Origin of the sequence: Shewanella sp. ENK2, from assembly GCF_043568515.1 — a bacterium.
In the GTDB taxonomy this organism is placed as follows: Bacteria; Pseudomonadota; Gammaproteobacteria; order Enterobacterales; family Shewanellaceae; genus Shewanella; species Shewanella japonica.
The window spans coordinates 2,793,717-2,813,543 of the sequence record NZ_CP171406.1; the positions used below are offsets into that span (position 1 = coordinate 2,793,717).

14 protein-coding genes and 2 pseudogenes are annotated in these 19,827 nt (G+C 40.8%); 6 read left to right on the top strand and 10 right to left on the bottom strand.

The window, feature by feature from the left end:
• The first annotated feature begins 64 nt into the window (after nt 1-64).
• The 5 genes and pseudogenes from ACGEDC_RS12180 (at nt 65) to ACGEDC_RS12200 (ending at nt 6,883) form a co-directional block, all read left to right on the top strand.
• On the top strand, nt 65-511 hold the full coding sequence (locus ACGEDC_RS12180; RefSeq protein ID WP_055022640.1) for a PaaI family thioesterase: 447 nt from the start codon (nt 65-67) through the stop codon (nt 509-511).
• 59 nt (nt 512-570) lie between these two features.
• The gene (locus ACGEDC_RS12185; RefSeq protein ID WP_055022639.1) at nt 571-822 is read left to right on the top strand and encodes a YgjV family protein; all 252 of its coding nucleotides are present in this window, start codon (nt 571-573) and stop codon (nt 820-822) included.
• A gap of 595 nt (nt 823-1,417) precedes the next feature.
• A complete protein-coding gene (gene katB, locus ACGEDC_RS12190) occupies nt 1,418-2,881 on the top strand; it encodes a catalase KatB (protein ID WP_394493483.1) in 1,464 nt (487 codons plus the stop codon).
• A 423-nt stretch (nt 2,882-3,304) separates the two neighbouring features.
• A complete protein-coding gene (locus ACGEDC_RS12195; RefSeq protein WP_080914913.1) occupies nt 3,305-4,510 on the top strand; it encodes an amino acid permease in 1,206 nt (401 codons plus the stop codon).
• Nucleotides 4,511-4,727: 217 nt separating this feature from the next.
• Nucleotides 4,728-6,883: pseudogene (locus ACGEDC_RS12200) on the top strand (S46 family peptidase).
• A 22-nt stretch (nt 6,884-6,905) separates the two neighbouring features.
• Here the strand turns inward: ACGEDC_RS12200 and ACGEDC_RS12205 are convergent.
• From ACGEDC_RS12205 to ACGEDC_RS12240, 8 genes are all read right to left on the bottom strand, one after another.
• Nucleotides 6,906-7,607, bottom strand: a complete 702-nt coding sequence (locus ACGEDC_RS12205) for an RNA pseudouridine synthase (RefSeq protein ID WP_394493486.1) — start codon at nt 7,605-7,607, stop codon at nt 6,906-6,908.
• A 14-nt stretch (nt 7,608-7,621) separates the two neighbouring features.
• Nucleotides 7,622-8,269 (bottom strand): hypothetical protein, encoded by a 648-nt coding sequence (locus ACGEDC_RS12210; RefSeq protein ID WP_082972416.1) that lies wholly within the window; start codon nt 8,267-8,269, stop codon nt 7,622-7,624.
• A gap of 211 nt (nt 8,270-8,480) precedes the next feature.
• Complete coding sequence (locus ACGEDC_RS12215) at nt 8,481-9,809, bottom strand: Na+/H+ antiporter NhaC family protein (RefSeq protein WP_394493488.1); 1,329 nt, start codon at nt 9,807-9,809, stop codon at nt 8,481-8,483.
• 350 nt (nt 9,810-10,159) lie between these two features.
• Nucleotides 10,160-13,336: a bifunctional proline dehydrogenase/L-glutamate gamma-semialdehyde dehydrogenase PutA gene (gene putA / locus ACGEDC_RS12220; RefSeq protein ID WP_394493490.1), complete on the bottom strand. Its 3,177-nt coding sequence runs from the start codon at nt 13,334-13,336 to the stop codon at nt 10,160-10,162.
• 107 nt (nt 13,337-13,443) lie between these two features.
• Nucleotides 13,444-13,584 carry a hypothetical protein gene (locus tag ACGEDC_RS12225; protein WP_156669182.1) on the bottom strand — a complete coding sequence of 47 codons (141 nt, stop codon included), beginning with the start codon at nt 13,582-13,584 and terminating at the stop codon, nt 13,444-13,446.
• A gap of 373 nt (nt 13,585-13,957) precedes the next feature.
• Nucleotides 13,958-14,479, bottom strand: a complete 522-nt coding sequence (locus ACGEDC_RS12230) for a TIGR04211 family SH3 domain-containing protein (RefSeq protein ID WP_394493493.1) — start codon at nt 14,477-14,479, stop codon at nt 13,958-13,960.
• Nucleotides 14,480-14,789: 310 nt separating this feature from the next.
• Nucleotides 14,790-16,058 carry an inorganic phosphate transporter gene (locus ACGEDC_RS12235; protein ID WP_055022632.1) on the bottom strand — a complete coding sequence of 423 codons (1,269 nt, stop codon included), beginning with the start codon at nt 16,056-16,058 and terminating at the stop codon, nt 14,790-14,792.
• 25 nt (nt 16,059-16,083) lie between these two features.
• Nucleotides 16,084-16,767: a TIGR00153 family protein gene (locus tag ACGEDC_RS12240; RefSeq protein WP_055022631.1), complete on the bottom strand. Its 684-nt coding sequence runs from the start codon at nt 16,765-16,767 to the stop codon at nt 16,084-16,086.
• A 254-nt stretch (nt 16,768-17,021) separates the two neighbouring features.
• Here ACGEDC_RS12240 and ACGEDC_RS12245 point away from each other — a divergent pair.
• Nucleotides 17,022-18,472, top strand: a pseudogene (locus ACGEDC_RS12245) (inorganic triphosphatase).
• A 60-nt stretch (nt 18,473-18,532) separates the two neighbouring features.
• Here ACGEDC_RS12245 and ACGEDC_RS12250 read toward each other — a convergent pair.
• Nucleotides 18,533-19,393, bottom strand: coding sequence for an ion transporter (locus ACGEDC_RS12250; protein ID WP_394498330.1), 861 nt, complete (start codon nt 19,391-19,393; stop codon nt 18,533-18,535).
• 87 nt (nt 19,394-19,480) lie between these two features.
• The gene (locus tag ACGEDC_RS12255) at nt 19,481-19,804 is read right to left on the bottom strand and encodes a hypothetical protein (protein WP_055022628.1); all 324 of its coding nucleotides are present in this window, start codon (nt 19,802-19,804) and stop codon (nt 19,481-19,483) included.
• Nucleotides 19,805-19,827: the final 23 nt, after the last annotated feature.

A 19,827-nucleotide genomic window follows, 5' to 3' on the forward strand; every position in this document is an offset into this window, starting at 1 on the left:
AAAAGCGTTGATATTAAAAAGCGAGCCAGTAGACTGAAGACAGTTTTTTGATATGGATGACAAGATGAGTATTTGGTTTAGAGAAGTTACCTTAGAGAATTGCGCCAAAATGGACAGTGGGCTCCATGGTAAAGGCACCTTAATGAAAACGTTAGGCATTAAAATTACCGAAATTGGTGATGATTATATGGTTGCAACGATGCCAGCAGACCCTGCAGTTCACAATCCCTTAGGTATTGTTCATGGCGGAGCTAATGTCGCATTGGCGGAAACAGTTGCAAGCTATGCTGCTAATTTTGTTGTCGATTTTGAGAACTTTTATTGTGTGGGCCAAGAGATAAATGCCAATCATTTAAAAGCATCGCGTAAAGGTGAGCTGATTGCTACAACCAAACCTGTTCATATTGGCAAGCGTAGCTCAGTCTGGGAGGTTCTTATAACCAATAGTGCAGGCGAGTTGTGCTGTATTTCTCGAATGACAGCTGCTGTTGTAGCAAGAAAGGCAGGCTAGCAGCATAACTTATGAAGATTAGCTACACTGAAGTAATAAAGACAATTAAGGATTAATGAATGGAATCTGCAACAATATGGGAGTGGGTGGGTTATTTAGCATCTGTAGTGGTGGCTATTTCACTCATGATGTCGAATATTAAAAAGCTTCGCTGGTGGAATTTAATTGGTGCAGCTTTGTTTGTCGCTTACGGACTCGCAATTAGCGCTATACCTGTGGCATTAGTGAACTTTTTTATTGTATTGATTGATATTTATTACTTAGTGAAACTGTATCGAGAGCCCGAACCTGCTTCAAATGATAAGGCCTGATAAGGCAGGATGAATCAACTAGCGTTCTTTTGGCATTGGTAGTGGTGTTACTTGCGCCTTTGATTTGAAACAAGCTTAAGCCTTTTCAGTACCTGGAAAGGCTTTCTTTATTGAGCCAGCGTCTTGGCTAGTTTAAACCATAGTTCCAACTACAGTTCAAACCACAAAAGATTACTCTACAGTCAAATTACACCAGAAAACTGCGTGGTATTTGAGTGGGATTATTAAGTTAAACTATCGCATTTTTTCTGAATCATTTTCGGCAATCTTCTTAGCACATTTTAAGTTTTTTCTTTGTCGGCTCAGAGGCGCCTATTGAAGGAAAAACGCAGCTATTTTTATCAAAACTTTCCTTTTTAATGTGAATGAATCTCAATTACAAACTAATTTACACACTTTTACTATATAAATCAGATATTAATCTTGAATCGTTAATTTCTATTGTTATTATCGCATTTAATCGCTTTAGTTAATTAATTTTCGTCACTATTATTGATTTATCGCAATAAATACTGAGCCAGGAGAGAGCATCATGGCAACCGTCCACGATTTAATTGAAATGTGGCTACAGATAACTAAAAGGAATAAATAGAGAATGACTACTTCACATTATTTAACTAGCCAAAGTGGCGCACCAATAGCTGACGATCAAAATGCATTAACAGCAGGAGAACGAGGCCCCGTTTTACTCCAAGACTGGCATTTAATTGAGAAACTAGCTCATTTCAATCGTGAAAGAATTCCAGAGCGTATTGTTCATGCTAAGGGAACGGGTGTTTACGGTAAATTTACCTTAACCAAAGATTTAAGTGACTACACCATTGCTGAGCACTTCAATGGCGTTGGAAAAGAAACTGAAACATTTGTTCGATTTTCAACAGTAGGCGGTGAGATGGGATCTGCTGATGCAGAGCGCGATCCTCGTGGCTTTGGTTTACGTTTTTATACCAAGCAAGGTAATCACGATATTGTGGGTAACAATACGCCAACTTTCTTTTTAAGAGATGGTATTAAATTCCCTGATTTTATTCATACACAAAAGCGTAATCCACATACAAACCTAAAAAATCCACAAGCCATGTGGGATTTCTGGTCATTAAACCCAGAAGCAATGCATCAAGTGACAATTTTAATGTCAGACCGTGGGATCCCGGCTAATTATCGCCAAATGCACGGCTATGGTTCGCATACGTTTTCTTTCTGGAATGCCAAAGGTGAGCGTTTCTGGGTGAAGTTCCACTTTAAATCGCAACAAGGTGTAGTTAATTTAACTGGCGAGCAAGCGGATAAATTAAAAGGGATTGACCCTGATTCGTCGCAGCGTGATATGGTTGCCGCAATTAACGATAAAAACTTCCCTAAATGGACTGTAAATGTCCAGATTATGCCGGAAGCTGAAGCGAATACTTATGCGATCAATCCATTTGATCTAACAAAAGTATGGCCACATGCTGATTATCCTTTGATTGAAATTGGTGAACTTGAGCTCAATCGCTTACCTGAAAACTACTTTGCAGAAGTTGAGCAAGTGGCTTTAGCACCAAGTAACCTTGTACCAGGTGTGGGCGCGTCTCCAGATAAGATGCTGCAAGCCCGTTTATTTGCTTATGCAGATGCACAGCGTTATCGAATTGGTGCCAACTATAATCAACTTCCAGTTAACTGTCCGCATGCAGCGAAGGCTAACCACCATCAACGTGGCGGCGCGATGGCAGGAACGCAATGCCCTTATAACGGTAACCAAACAGGCGGCGATGCAACACCTAACTATGGTCCAAATTCAGTTGACACGGGCCTACAAGATGCGAGCCAATTTGCTGAGCCACCGCTAAGACTTGACGGGGAAGCTGATAGATATAGCCGTTATGACCAAGATGATTATACTCAAGCAGGTAATCTATATCGCATCTTCAGTGAGGAAGAAAAACAACGCCTTGCGGAAACGATTGCAGGTACACTCGGTCAAGTGACTCAAGATGTTCAGCAAAAAATGCTGGCACATTTCACTAAAGCTGATGCTGACTACGGACAACGCATTAAAGCATTGTTAGAAGCGTAATCATGCCCTTTAATCTTGTTAATGCTTAAATAGTATTAAACAGAGTGTTATGTTCAACATATAAGGGAAGGCAGATGCCTTCCCTTTTTTGCGTTTATTTTTCATTTCTAAGCTGTTAGCCTAATTGTTCTATTCCTTAACGTCATTCCTCTTAGTTGCTTCACTTGTCTTTTTATGCCGATTTAGTGTAAATATTGATTGTAGCGGCGTAATGCTACGCCATTGCAATATTATTGCATTTAAGTTTTTAAATTAATGTTGCGTAATTGTTTATTAACAGGCTTGTAAGCCTTTATATAACTAAGTGTCTTGCTTGTTACAAGAAGCATCTGATACTGTCAAAACAGCTCGATGAAATGTTATACACACTTTCAATCTAGCCAAATAACGACCAATAAATAAAAATTAAACGGGACTCATGTTTTGAACTTAAAAATGCTTGGCTCAATAGCCATTGTTGCAGGTACTGCAATTGGGGGAGGAATGCTAGCGTTGCCGCTAGCGACTGCAGCATTAGGGATTATGCCTGCGATTATGTTACTGGTTGTCATTTGGGGATTATCGGCTTATACCTCTTTACTCATGCTTGAGATTAATTTACGCGCTGGTGTGGGTGATAATGTTCACGGCATAACGGGTAAAACCTTAGGCAAAGTGGGTCAGTTAATTCAAGGTGCTTCATTTTTAAGCCTGCTATTTGCGTTGACAATGGTGTATCTAATGGGCGGTTCTTCATTACTTGAAACCCGTTTAGAGCCGTTATTAGGTGTGGATTTAAATAACCAAGTCTCAGTATTGCTATTTACTTTAATCTTCGGTGGTTTTATTGCTATCGGCGTGACTTGGATTGATAAGGTTTCAAGAGTCTTATTCACCGCTATGGTGGTGTTGCTTGTACTTGTGGTTGCCTTTTTATTGCCAGAAGTGAATATTGTTGCTTCATTGACTAACTTCTCTGCCAATGTCGCTGAAGGCGATAAATTGGATCAACTTTGGTTAGCTGCGATACCTGTGGTATTTACCTCATTTGGTTTCCATGTATGTATTGCAACGATCGTCAGATACCTAGATGGCGATGCGGTATCGTTACGTAAAATATTGCTGATTGGTTCTACAATACCGCTGTTTTGCTACATATTGTGGCTACTTGTGACGCTGGGTACTTTAGGTGGGGAAACCGTTCATGGTTTTGCTGGTTCTTTACCTGATCTCGTTAATGCTCTTCAAGGTGTTGCTCAGTCAGCTATCGTAAGTCAGTTTATCGACTTATTTGCTAACCTTGCGTTGATTACATCATTTTTGGGTGTGACCATGAGTTTGTTTGATTATGTGGCTGAATTAACTCGTGCAAGAGATGATAAAGCGGGCCGAGCTAAAACATGGTTAATCACGTTTGTTCCACCATTGTTATGTGCGCTTTACTATCCTGATGGGTTCTTCCAAGTGTTGGGTTTTGCGGCTATACCGCTAGTTGTCATGATCATATTCTTGCCGATTGCAATGGCATTGAAGCAACGTAAAGCGCAAATGGGTGGCTATGAAGTCGCTGGTGGAAATCTTGCGCTGGGCGTAACAGGGCTCTTAGGTGTGATGATTGTGCTAGCGCAATTAATGGTCGCACTGGGCTAAAATGTAAACGTCAGTTAACGTTTTTTAGAAAGGAATGTAACTGAGTTTGTCTAAGGCTATTATTCCTTTGTTTCAATATGATAAAGTCAGGCTATATGCCTGACTTTTTTATTGGCCTAAAAGTAAGTTTAGTGGTCTGCTTTTGTTCATCTTTTTGCTATTAAATAGGTATAACAAACAACACACTCACTATTGTGAATCAAATGGAATTAACAACATGAAAAAATGGTTATTAAGTGCCGCAATCTTGGCATCTTTTTCTGCACAAGCTGATGAGGGGATGTGGCAACCTTATCAATTACCAGCAATGGCTGATGAACTTAAAGCAAAAGGGTTAGAAATTGATGCAAAATCAATCTCTAAGTTAACGGAATTTCCAATGAATGCTGTGATAAGCCTTGGTGGTTGTACAGCATCATTTGTGTCTCCTAAAGGCTTGGTTGTAACCAATCACCATTGTGCGTATGGCTCAATTCAATACAACTCTACCCCTGAAAAAACCTGCTAAAAGAAGGCTTCTTAGCGAAAACTTACGCAGAGGAATTGCCAGCAACCCCTGGTTCACGAATTTATGTTACCGAGGCGGTAACTGATGTGACTGATAGAGTGAAGTCAGGTCAAATGAATAAAGTCGGTAATGAGTTCTATAAAGGTATCGAGCAACAAGAAAAAGCATTAGTTGCTGAATGTGAAGCTGAAGATGGATATCGTTGTAAAGTTTATAGTTTTCATGGTGGTCTAGAGTATTACCTTGTGAAACAAATGGAAATTCGTGACGTTCGCTTAACCTATAATCCAGCGGGTAGTGTTGGTAAATATGGTGGTGATATCGATAATTGGATGTGGCCTCGCCACACGGGAGATTACTCTTTTTATCGCGCATACGTAGGTAAAGACGGTAAGCCTGCTGACTTTAGTAAGGATAACGTTCCATATGAGCCTAAAAGCTTTTTAAAAGTCTCTGCTAAAGGGGTTAGTGACGGTGATTTTGTAATGGTTGCTGGTTATCCAGGTCGCACTAATCGTTACCGCACTGCTAATGAAGTTGAAAACCAATTTGAATGGGCTTACCCAGAAGGGAAAGTACTTCGTGAGCGCCTAATTGAAATCATCAAAGAGACTGCGCCAGAAGGCAGTGATGAACGAATTAAGTATGAGAGTGCTATCGCTGGGTTAGCTAACTATGCGAAAAACTTTACCTCAATGATTGAGTTTTATGGCAAGTCGACCATGCTTGATGATCGTAAAGCGCTAGAGTTAAAACTGTCGCAGTGGATAAAGGCTGACAGTAAGCGTAAATCACAATATGGCGAAGTCTTAGCACAACTGGATAAGCTAATTAAGCAAAGCCAGCAACAGCAAGAGCGCGATTTAATCATGAGCTATATGGGTTACAGTTCAATGATGTCGACAGCTGAACGTTTATATCGCTTAGCGAACGAGAAAACGCTGGCTGATATGGATCGTGAACCTGGGTATCAAGAGCGAGATATGACTCGCTTTACTTCTGGTATGGAGCGTATTGAGCGTCGATATGCTGCCAGTGTTGATAAAGCAATGTTATTAGACTTAATGAGCCGTTACGCAGCATTACCTCAAGCTGATCGCTTACCAGCATTTGATAAAGCATTCGCTATTGGTAAAAGTGCCGATAACGCTAAATTGAGCAAGACCCTTGATAAGATGTATGCCAAAACTGAACTTTCAGATAAAGCGGTTCGATTGGCGTGGATGGATAAGTCTGTTGCTGAGTTTAAAAAGTCAAAAGATCCGTTTATTCAATATGCTGTTAGCACTTATGATGAAAGAATGAAGCAAGAAAAGGCACGTAAACAACTTGCTGGTGATTTAATGAAGGTGCGCCCTCAATATATGGATGCAATCATCGCGTACAATAAAGAGTTAGGTAAGCCAGTATATGCTGATGCTAACTCAAGTTTACGTGTGACTGTAGGTAATGTGAAAGGTTACAGCCCACAAGATGGACTAGTTGCAGTGCCATTTACTCGCTTAGAAGGTATCCTTGCTAAAGACACTGGTGCAGATCCGTTTGATGCACCAGCTAAACAGCTTGAGCTAATCAAAAACAAACAATATGGCGATTACTACGTTAAATCGTTAGATTCTGTTCCGGTTAACTTCTTATCGACGCTTGACACCACAGGTGGTAACTCTGGCTCTCCAACACTAAATGGCCGTGCTGAATTAGTCGGTCTGTTATTTGATGGTGTGTATGAATCAATTATTGGCGACTGGGGTTACGACCCACAAACTAATCGCTCAATTCAAGTTGATAGCCGCTATATGCTATGGGTGATGAAGTACTTAGATAATGCTGAAAACTTATTGGAAGAGATGGAAATCGTCCATTAAGCAAGTCTTATTTAACAGGCATCTACAGCTTAAGTTGATGCCTTAATAAGCTAATTTCTGCGGCCTCTAATGGCCGCATTTGTTTTTCTGGCAAGTCTAATAATTCACAATTCATCATGCTTAATCTGACCAAATCAATGACAGTATAACCTAAGGCCTTAGCCATTCTTCGGATCTGACGATTCAGCCCTTGAGTCAGTGTGATTTTAAATTGGTTGATTGAAACTGCTTCTACATCGCATGGTTTAGTGGTGACGTCTTTGTAGCTCACCCCATTTGCCATTTTTTCAATAAACTCAGCTGAAAAGTCTCGATCTACAGTAACCAAATACACTTTTTGATGCTCGTAGTCTGGGTGCATTAATTTATGGGTAAGCTCACCATCATTAGTCAGCAATAACAAACCACGGGAATCCTTATCCAATCGTCCAGCAGGATACAGTCTAGGGGCTGCTGGTAGAATATGAATCAGGCTGGAAGGTAAATCGGGTAATAAACGACAATCAATACCAACCGGTTTATGGTACAACCAATATTGCTTGGTTTCGATGGGAGCGATAGGGGCGCCGTCTAATAAAATATTCGGATTGATAGCGTTGGCATTGACCCTATCAAGAGGGCTAGCTAATTGACCATTAAATGTCACTCTTCCTGCCGCAATGAGGCGCTGAGCCTGGCGACGTGAACTGACGCCGCAATGAGCTAGATATTGTTCTAAACGCATGTTTACTGGCAAGGCTAGTTACTCGCAAAGGTCAGTGTAGAGAGCTGGCGCTGCTGCGTTTTTATCATTTTTCGCATAGTTAATCCAAGCAGTACACACCATAAAATATTGGCTTGAGTGAGCACCCACATGACCAGTGAGACCCAACAAATTTCATGAGCCTTATGAGAGCATGGGTCAAAATCCAATGTAGACCAATTCAGTAAATACATCAGTGCGACTGAAAAAATCAGGCCGATGATATTGAAAGCAAATAAGGATGCGGAAAGAGAGCTACTCTTGCGGAAATAATCAATAAAACAAAAGCTGTGTAGCACAAAGGTGCAAATCAAATATCCGGTAGAAAAGAACCGATGTTGTTCTAAAAAGTTGATCGGAAAGATACCAATTAACACAATGAGCACGCCTAATGTCGCCCCGGTTACGGTGATTGTACGGCTATAAAAGTCCTCAAAAACATAATAGCGAGCTAACATAGATAGCATTAAGCAAGCGCCACCAATGACCAAGCCCATATTATAAACGATTGCTAAAGGGGAGGTCATATAATCGCCCAAGGTGTCTGCACGTATACTTAACGGACTGACGCCCAATCGTGCCACTTCAGCGATTAATGCGGTTCCAATTCCTAGTCCACTGATCACAGCCGTCGCTAACGACATGAAAATAATCATTAAATGAAGGTCGTAATGTTTATTTGATTCGATTGAACTTGACATGGGGCCATTGTTAACTAAATGTTTAACTCAGAATATCACTGTTTACGTATTTTAATCAGCAAAAATAACGAAAAAAACCTGATATTGCTCCAGCGTTGCGGCAGCGATATCAGGCTTTAAAGATGTATTGTTGACGTGTATTAGATAGTTTTGATTAAGCTCGCTTACGCAAAATTACAATAGCGATAGCAACAACGGCTAAGATCATGCAGTACCAAGCATTTGAAATTGCAGAAAGTGGACTAATGGCAAACGTCGATGCTATTAGTAGTGCTTGAGCGCCATGTGGAATTAAGCCTTGAATAATACAAGCAAAGATATCCAGTACACTTGCTGCACGTTTAGGCGCAACACCATGCTTTTGAGCAAGCTCTTTAGCAATATCACTGGCGACAACAATCGATACGGTATTGTTAGCAACACAAGTGTTGGTTGCTGCAACAATACTTGCCATCCCTAATTCTGCCGCGCGGGTTGAAGTGCCGCCTTTTGCCTTTGAGAAACGTTTAATCAGTGCTTCGATTTTCTCGCTAACAAACTTCAAGCCACCTTGTTGTTGCATTAACGCAGCTAAACCACCAACTAACATTGAAAGAATGAAGATTTCTTGCATGTTAGTAAAACCAGCATAGATATCTTGACCGAACTGGATAACGCTGTAATCGGCGATAAACAGTCCAGTTGCACCAGCAAGCAATATACCGACAGTTAGCACGACGAAGACGTTTACGCCTGCGACAGCTAAAAATAAGATAGTTAAGTAAGGAATGACATTGATTAAGTCGATTTCTTGTGGCGCAACTTCTGCTTGTCCTTGGCCTGCAAAAGCAAATAAAACCAATGTAATTATCGATGCAGGCAAGGCAAAGATTAAGTTTTCACGGAACTTATCTTTCATCTCACAACCCTGAGTGCGAGTTGAAGCAATTGTAGTGTCAGAAATAATCGATAAGTTATCACCAAATAATGCGCCAGACATAACAGCACCCGCCATTAAGGCATAATCAATTTGTGCTTGGTCGGCAACGCCTAAAGCAATAGGTGCAACGGCGGCAATGGTGCCCATTGATGTACCCATTGCGGTTGCAATAAAGGCGGCGATAACAAAAAAACCTGGAAGCAACATGCTAGATGGGATCATCGAAAGCCCCAAAGCAACAGTTGCATCAACGCCGCCCGTTGCTTTTGCAACAGAGGCGAATGCGCCAGCAAGCAAATAAATAAGACACATTGCAATGATATTGCTATGGCCGATACCCGCAATAAAGGTATCAATAGATTGGTTTAGTTTCTGCTTAGAAAGCAGAAGCGCCAGAATAATCGCTGGTAAAATGGCGATTACACTTGGTAGTTGATAAAACGCAAAGTCTACACCTTGGCTTTGAAAGTAAACGCCCGCGCCAATAAATAATGCAAGAAAAGCAAATAGAGGCAATAAAGCAATAAAGGAGGCTGGGCTCGTTGTTGTTTGTTGTGTCGTCAAGGTTGTCTCTCTTATTGTTTATTTAGTGTCAAAACTGCAGTGTTCTAGTCTTTCGAAGTTCAAAGCTACTTTAGCAAGCTCTGTATTAATAATCAGTATTATGATGACTTCTTAAGTTCTGGCAAGCATAGGAGATCTATAAATCAGTGTCAATCTAGACGTCTAGACTTCTTTGCTTCTCTGGCGACTTTTACATTGTTCGTTATGTTTTGTTTAATTGGGTTAACAATTGAGTGCAAAAACTCAGCGTGGCGATGCTAATTTGAACATAAATTCGTAGGAAAAAAAGCTCGCACTGTGGCGAGCTTTTAAATGAAGACTTAGACAGTCAACCTTATCTTTGAATAAGATTAATCCGCATCGCCTAAAGACAATAATGTCGCATTGCCGCCAATGGCAGTAATGTTATTAGTACGTGTTTTCTCAGTGATAAAGCGAGTAAGGTAATGCGGTCCGCCTGCTTTAGGGCCAGTACCAGATAAACCTTGGCCACCAAAAGGTTGTACACCGACGACAGCGCCAATCTGATTACGGTTGATATACACATTACCCACATCAACTTTATCCGCTAGATTCAGTGCATGGCTTTCGTTACGGCTGTGGATCCCTAAGGTTAACCCAAACCCTGTGCTATTAATTTCATTAATTACCTCTGCAAGGTTGGCAGCCTTGTAACGTATAACGTGCAGTATTGGTCCAAAATGCTCTTTATCAAGTACTTTAATTGAATCAATTTCAACCGCTGTTGGTGCAACAAAGTAACCATTTTCTGTGCCTTCAGGAAGTTGATTTTTCTTAATCAATTTGCCCACTTGGCTGATATGATCAATATGCGCATTGAGGTTAGCTTGAGCTGTTGCATCAATCACAGGCCCTACATCGGTTTTAACTGAACTAGGGTTACCAATACTGAGCTCTTCCATTGCCCCTTGCATGACATCAAGCACACGGTCGGCAATATCTTCTTGTAAGAACAGCACTCGTAACGCTGAGCATCGTTGTCCGGCACTGGTAAATGATGAAGCAACAACATCAGCAACCACTTGCTCAGCCTGTGAAGTAGAATCGACAATCATGGCATTTTGGCCACCAGTTTCAGCAATTAATGGAATAATTGCGCCTTCACGATTTGCTAAAGTACGATTAATTAATTTTGCAGTGCCTGTTGACCCTGTAAAACACACACCACCAATACGTTCATCAGAGGTAATTGCTGCGCCTACCGTGGCGCCTGTACCCGGTAAGAATTGTAAAACATCAGTCGGAATACCCGCTTCGTGAGCTAGTTGTACTGCGCGATAGCCGACAATTGATGTTTGTTCAGCTGGCTTTGCAACTACAGTGTTACCTGCAGCAAGTGCTGCTGTTACTTGGCCTAAGAAAATCGCTAAAGGGAAGTTCCATGGGCTAATACAAACAAAAATTCCACGTCCTTGAATGAATAATTCATTTAGCTCACCCGTTGGGCCAGGGAGTAGTTCTGGTTTAGCCATCATTTTTTTAGCTTGAATGGCGTAGTAGCGACAAAAATCGACGGCTTCACGGACTTCATCAATCCCGTCTTGAATACTTTTTCCCGCTTCGCGGGTACAAAGTGCGATTAACTCTTCACGATTTTCTTCGAGCAAATCCGCCAGTTTTTGAAGAGCGTTGGCACGTTCTTCAACTGGAGTGTGGCTCCAGCTGTGGAACGATGCTTGAGCGGAGCTTAGTGCTAATTCAACGGCTTGGTTATTTGCAAAGGCCACTTTACCAACAGCTTGGTTAGTATCAAAAGGACTGACAACATTAATCGTTTCACCCGTTAGCGTCTCGCCATTAACTAATGGGCCAGCTTGCCATTGAGTTTGACTAAATTTTTCAATTCCTGTGAAAAATGGCTCGGATTCGGAGATGATATTCATGTTGAGTCCTTTAGAGTTTTTACGTTCTTCGCCGAAGATATCTTCCGGCAAGACGATTTTATTATTGGCTAAAGTTTTATAGGATTTGAGTGTGATAACAGGGTGAACCACTAAGCTGTCAATAGGGGTTTTAGGGTCAACTAATTTATGCACAAAAGAAGTGTTGGCACCATTTTCAAGTAGTCTTCTGACTAAGTATGGTAAGAGATCTTTATGCGCACCGATCGGTGCATAAATTCTGACAGCTTTAGCGCCAGCTTCAGCAAGCATGGTGTCATAAAGCTCTTCGCCCATGCCATGTAAACGCTGATATTCATAGTTTCTATCACCGGCCATCGCACTGATACTGGCTACAGTTTGTGCATTATGAGTGGCAAACTGTGGGTAAATAGCTCCACGAGTGGCTTCTGACAATAAGTATCTTGCACAGGCAAGGTATGACACATCAGTACCTGCTTTACGGGTAAATAGTGGGTAACCGCCATCGCCTGCTTGTTGAGCCCATTTTAATTCACTATCCCAGTAAGCGCCTTTTACTAGACGTAATGGGATTTCATCTCCTTGTTCACGAGAAAGCTTCGTCAACCAACATAGAACGGGCAGAGCACGCTTAGAGTAAGCTTGGACGACAATACCTAATAATCCCCATCCTTTAATTTCTTCAGCGTTATACAACTTTTTAAATAGCTTTAACGATAACTCTAAGCGATCCATTTCTTCTGCATCGATAGAAATACCAATATTTAGCTCACGCGCTTGAACACAAAGTTTAATCACAGTGTCATAAAGCTCGCTTAATACTCTATCCTCGTTGGCGACTTCATATCGCGGATGAAGAGCTGAAAGCTTGATCGAAATAGTCGGTAAAGGTGTATTTGATTCTTCATACGACTGAGCGCCTAATTGACGAATGGCATTGCTGTAGTCGAGATAATATTTTTGTGCATCTTTAGCTGTGAATGCGGCTTCACCTAACATGTCGTAGCTGTGGGTATAGCCTTGTTGACGTTTAGCTGTGCTGTTTTTAAGGCCCTCTTGAACGGTTTGCCCTAAAACAAATTGCTTACCCATGATTTTCATTGCGGCATTCATGGCTTGACGAATAACAGGTTCACCTGCGCGATTGATGAGTCGATTTAATAAACTGCTTGGCTTACCATCAATATTCTTATCGAGCTTAACGATTTTACCTGTAAGCATTAATCCCCAGGTGGATGCATTGACTAACAATGAATCGCTTTTCTTAAGGTGTAAATCCCACTTAGCACCAGAAAGCTTATCTTCAATTAACGCATCGGCAGTCGCTGCATCAGGAATACGCAACAGTGCTTCAGCAAGACACATTAAAATAATGCCTTCTTGTGTTTCTAAACTGTATTGCTGCAAAAAGGCATCAATGCCTACCATTAAGCCTTTCTTTTCGTACTGACGAACTTTAGTGACTAATTCATGGGCTCGATTCGTTACTTGTTTAATATCGGTGTCAGATGACGGTACTATCTTCAAGAGTTCAGTAAGATATTGCTCTTCATCAACGATGTAATTATTTGTTATGGCTGAGAATAGCTCATCTAGGCTGGCATTGTCGTAATGGCCGTTTAGTACTTCACTAGCTTTAAACATAATTTTCATTCCGTCTTTAGCTGTTTACTACCTGATGTAAACAAGTTGTTTTATTATGATATTTTTTATTTTGTATACAATGTACGAAAATCGAGGCGATTATAATATTAAAATGTGACATTGAGCAATGTTTGCAAAGAAATGTGATTGTAAATAAAAGTGTCGACTGTTTTATGCTCAATAATTCGGATGATAATGGCTAAGATCCCATCAACATTTTTAGGTAAATGCATCAGAGTTGAGTTCATTGAGGCCTGCTAAAACACGTTAAAAGACAATCAATTACTTTGCGCTGCAAGATATCAAAGCTCGCTTCTTTACGGCTTTTTAGCGTGTTAGTTACTATCACCCGATAGCATGTTTTGGTACAGAGGACTTTGGTCGTACAACCCGTTGAACAGGAATAATGGTAGTGAAATGTAAGGTGGAAAGTTTCAAGATAACTATTTTTAATAGAAATTTACCAGAGGCAAGCAGGAGACAATAAGCAATGCAAAAGTCTCATGCTGTCTACAAATAAAAAAACCAGTGCAAGCACTGGTTTAATCGTTGATTGAATCTAGTCGAGCCGCTTGTCGTAATATAAGCCTGGAGCAATAGATTTCATTTAGCCGTTAAAACTTACATCCAGCGGCTTTTTTGTTTGCGTTGTGGTCTTGGCAAGTAAACCAAGATAATACCAATCAAGGCGCCTAAACCGGCAATCATTGCACCTTGCTGCCACATCTTTGACTGGGCGTTATCTTTCATTGATTGCAGTTGTTGATTACTGCTATCACGCTCATTTATCACTCTTGATAATTCAGACTGTAAAGAAGCAATCTGATTGTTAGCTGATGTCAGTTCCTGAGCAACAGACTCTGAACTTTGATCAAGTTGAGATAAGGTGGTTTTAGTTTTTGCTAACTCAGCTTCTAGTAGCGGTAAGCGATTTCGTAAACTCGTTCCTGTTTCAATTAATTCAGACTTTACCCAGCCTTCACGATTTTTATGATCACGAATTTTACTGTATTCATTTTGAGTTTCATTTAATAAGGTAATCGTTTGACCAGCCTCAATGCTGCCTAAAATACGATATTGGGTACCTGGACCACCGTGGATGTAAATAAACACATCGTCAGTAATGTAATGCGTCTGAGCCATTAAACCTTTTGAGAGCAGTAGCAAAGCTACTATTGTAAGCATTCTGAACACGTTATTTTTCCATACCATTAGAACTATCCGTCATGCTATTTATTTACTGTCTTGATTGCAAGGAAGAACCGCAAAGTCTTATTTAAATAAGCGGGATTACTGATTTTTTGACGACTTTTACGTGTAAATTGCTGCAAAAGTGTCATCAATTAATAACTGGGTGGATTTTTTTATGCTCCATCATCTGTTCGGTTTGTTTTAGGCAATAAAAAGCCAGTCACAAGGACTGGCTTTATTTTGGCTATCTATCTCAGCAATCTTAGCTGAATACACCTTTGATGGTGAAGAAGAACAAGATAGATAATGCAGCGCCGGCTGGTAACGTTACTACCCAAGAAATAACGATGTTACGAACTACACCGATATTAATTGCAGCAATACCACGTGCCATACCCACACCTAATACCGCACCAACTAATGTTTGAGTTGTTGAAATGGGTAAACCAGTACCAGAAGCAATTACCACGGTTGATGCAGCAGCTAATTCAGCGGCAAAACCACGGCTTGGAGTCAAATGAGTAATGTTTTTCCCAATGGTTTGCATGACACGCTTACCAAAGATAGCTAGACCCATTACGATACCGATAGCACCTAGAGGAAGAATCCACCATGCAAGTGCTGCTTTCGATTCAATTGCACCGCCACTATTAACAACAGATACAACTGCAGCTAATGGGCCAATTGCGTTAGCAACGTCATTTGAACCATGAGCAAACGCCATACAACATGCTGTAACAACCATTAAGATTGCGAAGACTTTTTCAACGTTTGCATATTCAGTTTGGCGATTAATATCAGTGCTCATGTTTAAGCGACCAATAGCGACTTTACCGAAAATACCAACACCAATAGCAACAGCAATTGCTAAGCCGTACGCTTCAACGGTTGAGAAGTGTAGACCAACATGTTTTAGACCTTTAGTAATGGTAACAAGTGACATAACGAAGCCAGCAAGTGCCATATAGAAAGGAACGTAACGTCTTGCATTAGCTAAAGGGTCGTCAGTATTAAAAATTAACTTTTGAACACTTTGAAAAATCATGAAAGCAATAAAGCCGGAAATCGCAGGTGTGACCACCCATGAACCGATAATGCCAACAACTTTACCCCATTCAACCGCTTCAGTACCTACACCTACTGCAGCGAAACCAACAATCGCACCAACAATTGAGTGAGTTGTTGATACTGGCCAGCCTAATGCTGATGCCGCAACTAACCATAGACCCGCAGCGAGTAGTGCGCCGATCATGCCGTAAACCAGAAGTTCTGGTGAATCGACGAAGAAGCTAGCGTCAATAATCCCTTTACGAATAGTACTGGTAACTTCGCCACCGGCTAAATAAGCCCCAGCGAACTCGAAGATCATTGCAATAATAATTGCTTGTTTGATTGTGATGGCGTTGGAACCTACTGAGGTACCCATAGCATTAGCAACGTCATTCGCGCCAATACCCCATGCCATCAAAAATCCAAATACAGCCGCAATACCAATTAGCATTGGGCCATTGGTGACTAATACATCAACCATGTTGTTTCCTTGATAACTTTTTTAGTTATGAACTGCGAGCTAACATTAGCTCTAGGCGAGAGCCTACACGCTCAGCTAGATCAGCCAAGCCTCCAACCCATTCGATGATCTTGTACATAAACATGACATCGACAGGATTCAAATCTGCTTCCAAGCTTAGTAGTAAACGACGTACTTGGATCTGCAAATCATCAGAATCAGCTTCAATTAGATCTAATTCATTGATCATCTTGGCTACTAATTCGACTTCACGACCACGGAAACCTGTTTCAAGAAGGTCATCGAGTTCGTTAATTGCTTGCTTAGCAAGAGAGACAGCATCTAAACAACGTTTGAGGTAAGCATTAAACGGTGCTTGAACTGGTTGAGGGAACACTAATTGGCGACCGATAATACGGCCTGAGATGTCTTTAGCTTTGTTGGCAATTTTGTCTTGCTGAGTTAACAACTCAAGCAAGTCAGTACGCTCAACTGGCATAAACAACCCACTAGGAAGGGTGAGACGGATTTCACGCTTTAGCGCGTCAGCGTCATTTTCTAATAAGCTAATTTGCTTACGAACACTTACAGCTTTATCCCAATCTCCAGCAGTGGTTGCTTCAAAGAATGGTACGAGTAAAGATGCACATTCGTGCACTTTATCTATATGCTGTTCTAATGGTTTAAGGGGTGATTTTGCAAACACACCTAAAATAGAGTTTACTGGCATTGCGGTTAACCTATTTAATGATTCCAATGTTGGAAAAACGGGCGCATGTTACCTCAAGCGTCCGCATAATGAAACTGTGTTTTTAATTTAATCTACAGTTAATACGGCTCAGTATATAGAACTGAGTTGCGCAATCCTAAGGGATTTTTATGACAGAAATGTGACATTGTGAATTTATTATGACGCATTGATGAAGATTTAATGACAAGATGAGTAGAAAGTCAATGGACGCAGAGATTGAACTTAAGCTGTTTATGCAGTCGCAACACAATGATTTGCTTGTTAAATTACTTAACGGAATGAGTGATTCAACACCACAAAATATCACAAGTTTAACAAATAAATATTTTGATACAGCCAAGTTACAACTTCGCAGCTGGAAAATGGGCTTGCGTATCAGAAAGGGTGAAAATTTCACCGAGCAAACCATTAAAACAGCTGGAACAGTTTCGGGGGGATTCACTCTCGACCTGAATATAATGTGCCGATTTCCCAAGATACACCCGAGTTGGCGCTTTTTCCGAAAGAAGTATGGCCTGAAGAAGCGGATATTGATGCGCTACAAGCTGAGTTAACCTGCGTATTTGAAACGAACTTTACCCGTCAGGCATGGCACATATACATTGAAGGCAGTTTAGTTGAAGTGGCGTTTGATGTTGGAAAAGTGATCGCAAATGGAGAGGTTGATCCGATTTGCGAGATTGAGTTTGAATTACTGGCTGGAGAGACATCGGCGTTACTGCACCTTGCAATTGAAGTTGCTAAGCATATACCTGTCCGTTTAGGTAAGGCGAGTAAAGCGCAACGCGGCTATCATTTAGCAGGACACCTGCCAGCCATAGCACTAGAACAGATTGATTATATTTGTTTGCCTACTGATAAAAGCTTATCTAAAACATTAGAGGTGTTACTTGAAACTGGTATTGAGCGCTGGCAGGTTATAGAAGCCTTACTTATTGATACCAATGATATTGTTCAACAAGCAAAATTATGGAGCCAGCTCAGAGCATGTGTCAGGTTATTAAGATTAACCTTGATGCAATTTGGCTTACTTAATAGCGATGTATTAACCCAGTTTGATGTGATTGAACAAAAATTACAATTTATCGAGCCACTGCAAAGTTTGAGCTTATTACTCGATGAGCCACAAAAGTTGCTGGGCAAACGCATCGATAAAACTCAAATCATTCCACTCGTGCAGCAAAGCGTCAATGAGTTGGTTTTAAACCAACGATTAAGCTGTTTATGGCAACTGCCTGAATACGGCCAATTACAATTGGCACTGGTTGAGTTGTTACTAAAAACCGCGAATGGGAGCCACCAATTAGTTGATTATCCCGAATTAGGTTTATTTGCTAATCATCTTCAGCAGGACTCTTGGCAAAAAATTGTTGATTTAATGCCAATATCTGCGGCAATGGACAGTTTAGATTATCAACAAGTCGCACAAGGGTTAGATGAAAGTATTTTGGTCGGTTTTGCTTATGGCGAGCTGTACCAATCTGATGATCGAGAAGCATTTAGAGCGCCATGGCAAGATCTGGCATTAGGTATTCAAACGTTAGGTTGCTATCAGCTTTTAGCTAAATTAACTGAGCAAAGTGAAGTGGATATCAGCGATTGGCTTCAAGACAAAGAAGCCAGTTTACTCTTTGCAATGGAGCACTCACGTAAAAGCGCGCTTAATAATCAGCCTTATTGGTAAGCATTGGATTAGCGCCCAAAAAAACCTATCATTACGATAGGTTTTTTTATGTCACTTGCGCTATTCACGAGTCTTGTTTTGTTGATTAAGTTCTTCCCGTAATCGACTGATTTCAGCTAACATGACTTGCTGGTTTTGCTCCATTTGCTGCTGATTTTCTTCCATTCTCAATAAGGCTTTTTCAAGTTCAAATTTAATTTCTTTCTTATTATTCTCGCTTCGTTCATGGTCATCTGGTGCGACAAAGACTGAGGCCATGTAGCCCGATATCACACCAAAAAAGCTTACGCCACTCATAATAACAAGGGCGCCAACGACATGCCCCACAGTGCTTACAGGGTAGTAATCTCCATATCCCACGGTTGAAATGGTAACCAAGGTCCACCAAATGGCTTGTTCAGCGGTCTCTATATTAGCGCCTTCAGTACCTGCTTCAACCAATAAGATGACAATAGAGGCAGTGGTTAAAATGAAGACCATTGCTAACAACAAGCTCGCTAAAGTGGTTTGTTTGCGTTGTCTAATCAGTGGAATAATTAAGGTGCGACTAACACGTATTAAGCGTATAACCCGAAGAATTTGGAATACACGCGCAATACGCAGTGCTTCAATGGCGGGAATACTGGCAACGAAGTCAATCCAATGATGTTGAAGATAGAATTTTTTGTTGTTGGCTTTTATGAGACCGTAAAAAAAACGCGACATAAAAATCATACAAATACTGAGATCGATAAACAGTAATAGCCTGCGTGTTTCTGCGTCAACGTTTCCAAATGTCAGGATTAGCACCACGATGACAGAGAACAGCGACAGGATCATCATAGCTAAGTCAAAAGGGCTCGGGCCATTTAATGCTTTTAGTGACCAACGTTTTTTTCGATCATAGTAAAATCCGTTTCGAGAATATTGCGTTGTGGTGATGCTAACAATGTAACCTTTTAGAGACAATCTAAAGGTATAAAAAAACACGCCAAAGGGCGTGTTTTGCGTTTAGCTTGGTTGTAGTGCTTATTCATCAACAAATTGAACTAAATCATCTAGCACACGTTTTTTGATTTCTAGCTGAGCATCAGCTTCTAAACCATATCTGTGTGCCAATATTGCATAGTCATCTTGGCTTAATGACACTGTTAACCTTGGGCGCTTAGGGCGTTTAGTCACTTCTAAGCCTAAGATTGAGCGAATTTGATCTGAAGGGCTAACACCTGCATCTAGCGCTGCTTTACGAATTAAGTATTGAAACTTTTCATCGAGGTCAAAAGCCACTTGTGTCGCTTTTGCTGCTTGCTGATTTTTAATCCATGTATCTGGTAATGATTTACCTTTACTCATGTCAGGTGTTACTCCTTTATACT